The sequence below is a fragment of the Neisseria sp. HMSC066H01 genome, from assembly GCF_001837375.1.
Lineage (GTDB): Bacteria > Pseudomonadota > Gammaproteobacteria > Burkholderiales > Neisseriaceae > Neisseria.
In genome coordinates this window covers 16,396-22,139 of sequence record NZ_KV832197.1, presented here as the reverse complement: position 1 = coordinate 22,139, position 5,744 = coordinate 16,396, and the positions used below count along the sequence as shown (strand labels likewise).

The 5,744-nt window shown below is 50.1% G+C and carries 3 protein-coding genes; 2 read left to right on the top strand and 1 reads right to left on the bottom strand.

What is annotated here, in order from left to right; all coding sequences use genetic code 11:
- Together HMPREF2551_RS09555 and pepN are read left to right on the top strand one after the other, a co-directional pair.
- The coding region (locus HMPREF2551_RS09555) for a YadA family autotransporter adhesin (RefSeq protein WP_210400291.1) at positions 1-2,236 on the top strand (2,236 nt) is incomplete at its 5' end.
- A 155-nt stretch (positions 2,237-2,391) separates the two neighbouring features.
- Positions 2,392-5,013: an aminopeptidase N gene (pepN, locus tag HMPREF2551_RS09550; RefSeq protein WP_070838729.1), complete on the top strand. Its 2,622-nt coding sequence runs from the start codon at positions 2,392-2,394 to the stop codon at positions 5,011-5,013.
- 186 nt (positions 5,014-5,199) lie between these two features.
- Here the strand turns inward: pepN and HMPREF2551_RS09545 are convergent.
- On the bottom strand, positions 5,200-5,744 hold a 545-nt coding region (locus HMPREF2551_RS09545), incomplete at its 5' end, for a porin (protein WP_210400290.1).

The window sequence follows — 5,744 nt, the reverse complement described above, 5'->3', positions numbered from 1 at the left end:
CGGCAACAAAGTGACCAACGTAGCCGCCGGCGACCTCAATGCCAACAGCAAAGACGCCGTCAATGGCAGCCAACTGTTTGCGACCAACCAAAACGTCGCCAACAACGCCGCCAACATCGCCAAAGGCATCAACTTCGGCGGTACCACCGGCAGCAACAACTACGCATTGGGCGACACCATCAATGTCAAAGGCGACAGCAACATCATCAGCGAAACCGTAGCCGGTGGTGCGCAGCTGAAACTGGCTGATGTGTTGAATGTCGGTCAAGCAGCTCCGGTGAAAATCGATGGCGACAAAGGCGAAGTCAGCGGCTTGAGCAATACGACTTTGGGTGGCAGCGACTTTGCCCAAGGCAAACGTGCGGCGACTGAAGAGCAGCTGAATGCAGCCCAAGATCAGTTGGTGAATGTATTGGGTGGCAATGCGGCCAATAACGGCGGCAACATCAGCATGACCGATATTGGCGGTACGGGTGAGAACAACATCCACGATGCAATCAAAGCCGTTAATGCAACTGCCAATCTGCCTTTGACTTTCGGTGGCGACAGCGGCAAAGACGTTGAACGCAAACCGGGTACGAAGCTGAATATTGTCGGCGGTCAAACCGATGCAGCCAAACTTTCAGACGGCAATATCGGCGTTGTAGCGAATGGCTCTGATAAGTTGGAAGTTAAATTGGCCAAAGACTTGGCAGTTGACAGCGTGAAAGCCGGCGATACCACAGTCAATACTGACGGCGTGAAAGTTGGCGATGTCAATCTGACTAAAGCTGGCTTGAACAACGGCGGCAACAAGATTACCAACGTTGCAGCTGGTACCGATGATACTGATGCAGTGAATGTTGCTCAGTTGAACAAAGCTGCGGCAGCGGCTAAGACTGAAGTCGTTCAAGGCGATAACATTGTTGTTACTCAGGATGTCGGCGCCAATGGCCAAACCATTTACAAAGTGGCGACCGATAAAAACCTGAAAGTTGACAGCGTTACCGCAGGCGATACCGTGATGAATAATGACGGTGTGAAAGTCGGCGATGATGTTGCATTGAACAAAGACGGCTTGAAAGCAGGCGATGTGAACCTGACCAAAGCCGGTTTGAACAACGGCGGCAACAAGATTACCAACGTTGCAGCCGGTACGGATGACACCGATGCAGTCAATGTTTCCCAACTGAAACAAGCTGCCGCTGCATCTAAGACTGAAGTCGTTCAAGGTAAGAACATCGTTGTGACTCAGAAAACAGGCGACAAGGGTCAAACTGTTTACGAGGTGGCAACCGATAAAGACTTGGATGTTGACAGCGTGAAAGCCGGCGATACCGCAGTGAACACTGACGGTGTGAAAGTGGGTGATGATGTTGCATTGAATAAAGACGGCTTGAAAGCAGGCAAGGTAAACCTGACGAAAGACGGCTTGGATAATGCGGGCAACAAAGTAACCAACGTAGCGGATGGCAACCTCAATGCGAACAGCAAAGACGCCGTCAACGGCAGCCAGTTGTACGCAACCAACCAAAACGTAGCCAACAATGCTGCGACGATCGCCAAAGGCATCAACTTCGGCGGCACGACTGGCAGCAACAACTACGCGTTGGGCGATACCATCAACGTCAAAGGCGACAGCAACATCATCAGCGAAACCGTTGCCGGTGGCGCTCAGCTGAAGTTGGCTGACGAGATCAGCGTGAAGACCGTGAATGCCGATACCTTCAAAGCAGGCGATACTGTGATGAATAACGACGGCGTGAAAGTCGGCGATAAAGTTGCATTGAACAAAGACGGACTGACCGCAGGCAATACCGTGATCAACAACGATGGCGTAACCATCGCTGCACCGACTGAAAACAATCCGAACAACCAAGTCAAATTGTCTCCTGTCGGTCTGAACAACGGCGGCCAACGCATTACCAATGTGGCTCCGGGTAAAGACGGTACAGACGCGGCAAACGTGAACCAGTTGATTGGTTTGGGTACCGAGTTGCAAAACAACATCAACCAAGTAGGTAAGAAAGCCTACGCAGGTGTGGCCGGTGCGATTGCCCAAGGCTCGATTCCGCAAGTAACCCGTCCGGGTGCGACCGGTATCGGTGTCGGCAGCGGCTACTACGGCGGTCAGTCTGCCATGGCCATCGGCGTGTCTGCGATGAGCGACGGCGGCAACTGGATTGTCAAAGGCAACTTCTCGGCCAATACCGACGGTCATGTTGGTGTCGGTGCCGGTGCGCTGTATCAGTGGTAAGTTGGCAATGACAGGCAACTAGATTTGCTGCCAGAATAGGGAGGCCGTCTGAAATTTTAGGTTTCAGACGGCCTTTTTTTCTGAAAACACTTGAATTGAAGCTATCTGAAACGATATGCTTCATCTATTTACCGCATGACTCTGAAAGAGAACAAATGAGCAAAACTGTCCATTATTTGAAAGACTACGCCGCGCCAGCGTACCGTATTCTGAAAACTGACCTGCATTTCGATATTTTAGAACCGCAAACCATCGTCAAATCCAGCCTGACCGTCCAACCTGAAAGAGCAGGGGAGCCGTTGGTATTGGATGGTTCGGCAAAACTGCTGTCCGTGAAAGTAAACGGTCGGGCTGTAGATTATGTGTTGGAAGACGAAAAACTGACGATTGCCGGTGTGCCGTCTGAAAACTTTACGCTGGAAGTGGAAACCGAAATTCTGCCTGCTGAGAACAAATCCCTGATGGGTCTGTATGCTTCCGGCGGCAACCTGTTTACCCAATGCGAACCGGAAGGTTTCCGCAAAATTACCTTCTACATCGACCGTCCGGATGTCATGTCTAAATTTACCACCACCATTGTTGCGGATAAAAAACGCTATCCGGTGTTGCTGTCTAACGGCAATAAAATCGATGGCGGCGAGTTTTCAGACGGCCGTCATTGGGTGAAATGGGAAGACCCGTTTGCCAAGCCGAGCTACCTCTTTGCTTTGGTGGCAGGCGATTTGGCGGTAACGGAAGATTATTTTACGACCACGAGCGGCCGTAAGGTCAAAATCGAGTTCTACACCACTGAGACAGACAAACCTAAAGTCGGTTTTGCCGTGGAATCGTTGAAAAATGCGATGAAATGGGACGAAACGCGCTTCGGCTTGGAATACGACTTGGATATTTTCATGGTCGTTGCCGTGGGCGATTTCAATATGGGCGCAATGGAAAACAAAGGTTTGAATATTTTCAACACCAAGTTCGTGCTGGCCAACAGCCGTACCGCGACCGATACTGACTTTGAAGGCATTGAATCGGTGGTCGGTCACGAATATTTCCACAACTGGACGGGCAACCGCGTGACCTGCCGCGATTGGTTCCAATTGTCGCTGAAAGAAGGTTTGACCGTATTCCGCGATCAAGAGTTTTCCGGCGACCGGGCCAGCCGCGTGGTGCGCCGTATCGACAATGTCCGCATGCTGCGCCTGTTCCAATTTCCTGAAGATGCGGGCCCGACTGCGCATCCTGTCCGCCCGGCCAGCTATGAAGAGATGAACAACTTCTACACCATGACCGTCTATGAAAAAGGGGCGGAAGTCGTGCGCATGTATCACACCTTGCTCGGAGAAGAGGGCTTCCAAAAAGGCATGAAGTTGTATTTCCAACGCCACGACGGTCAGGCAGTGACCTGTGATGATTTCCGTGCCGCAATGGCAGACGCAAACGGCATCAATCTTGATCAGTTCGCTTTGTGGTACAGCCAAGCCGGTACGCCGGTTTTAGATGCTCAAGGCCGTCTGAAAGATGGTGCATTTGAATTGACCATCAAACAAACCATTCCGGCAACGCCCGATATGGCAGACAAACAGCCGATGATGATTCCGGTCAAAACCGGTTTGCTAAACGAAAAAGGCGAAGCGGTTGAGTTTGAATATCAAGGCAAACGGGTGAAAGAGGCGGTTTTGGTATTGACTGAAGCCGAGCAGACTTTTGTATTGGGCGGCGTCAATGAGCCAGTTATCCCGTCTCTGCTGCGTGATTTCTCTGCACCGGTTACCCTGAACTATCCGTACAGCGATCAAGAATTGGCGACTTTGCTGGCAGCAGATGAAAATGAGTTTGCCCGCTGGGAAGCTGCTCAAACCTTGTACCATCGCGCCATTAACGCCAACCGTCAGGCATTGGCAGAAGGCCGTCCTTTGCCGGAACACAAAGCATTGATGGATGCTTTGGCTTTGGTGGTTTCCGGTGATTTTGACCCGGCATTCCGTGCCATTTTGCTGCAAATGCCGTCTGAAACCGATGTATGGGCGGAAGAAGAAAATATTGACCCGATTCAGGTTCATCAAGCGCGTGAAGCCTTACTCAATGCTGTTGCCGTCAAGTTCCTGCCTCAATGGCGCGAACTGAACCGTCAGGCTGCCGAGCAAGAAAACCAGGCTAATGCTGCTGTTCGTTATGAATACAGCCCGGAATTGGCCGGCTGGCGAACTTTGCGCAATGCTTGCAGGGCATTTATCCTTCGTGCTGATGCAGCGCATATCGAACACGTTGCGGAAAATTACGAGGCAATGGCGCAAAACATGACCCACGAATGGGGTATCTTATCCGCAATCAACAGCAATGAAAGCGAAATCCGCGATCGCTTGTTGACGAAATTTGCCGATAAATTCGCTGATGACGCTTTGGTAATGGACAAATACTTTGCCCTGATTGCTTCAAGTCGCCGTAAAGATACTTTACAGCAAGTTCAGACGGCCTTGAATCATCCTAAATTCAGCATTGAAAACCCGAATAAGGCTCGTTCTTTGTTAATCAGCTTCAGCCGAAATATTCCGCACTTCCATGCAGAAGATGGCAGCGGCTACCGCTTTATAGCCGATAAAGTGATGGAAATTGACCGCTTTAACCCGCAAGTTGCCGCCCGACTGGTACAAGCTTTCAATATCTGTAATAAGTTGGAAGCCAACCGAAAAGCCGTCATGACCAAAGAATTGCAACGCATCAATGCACAAGAAGGTTTGTCCAAAGATGTGGGCGAGATTGTCGGTAAGATTCTGAATGAAAAATAAATCTTGTTTGTTGACCTTATTGTAATTTGGCAATAGGAATAGATAGACTAAAGGCCGTCTGAAACCAATTGGTTTCAGACGGCCTTTTTATATATCAACACTTAAATTAATTTTTGTTGAGGATGGGTAATGGGAATAAAAAAAGAGCCTGCATAAAACAGGCTCTTTTTCATACTAATCCAAAGATTAGAATTTGTGACGCAGGCCAACCAAACCAGAGATGGTTTCAACTTTGTGAGGGCCAGACTCAGCACCGCGCAACCAGCCGGCAGAAACCAGAGCAGTAGTGCGTTTAGAGAAGTCATAGTCAGCACCAACGATAACTTGGTCGTATTGAGTGCCTTTCAGTTTTTCGCCGTCAACTTTAGCTTTGAAGCCGTGAGCGTAAGAAACGCGAGGAGTTACGTTACCGGCGCGGTAAGCGGCAGTAGCGGCAACTTCGATGGTTTCAGCAGGACGGCTGTCCAAGCCAGCAGCAGTACCGAATACTACGTTAGAAGCGTTAGTGCCGGCAGCACGCATAGCAGAAGTTACAACACCGTTAGATTGGGCTTCAGCGTAGTCACCCAAAGTTTCCCAGTTTTTAGCGTATTGACCGGCTACAGATACGAACAGGTTGTTAGCATCGTAACCACCTACCAAGCGGTGTACGTGACCGTCTTTTTCAGAAACGGCGTTTTTACGGAAACCACCGGCGTATTGACCGAAGAAGCCAGAGTTTTCGTAGTTCA

Excerpts from the sequence above, each read along its gene's own strand:
- pepN (WP_070838729.1), top strand. The coding sequence starts at position 2,392 with ATGAGCAAAACTGTCCATTATTTGAAAGACTACGCCGCGCCAGCGTAC.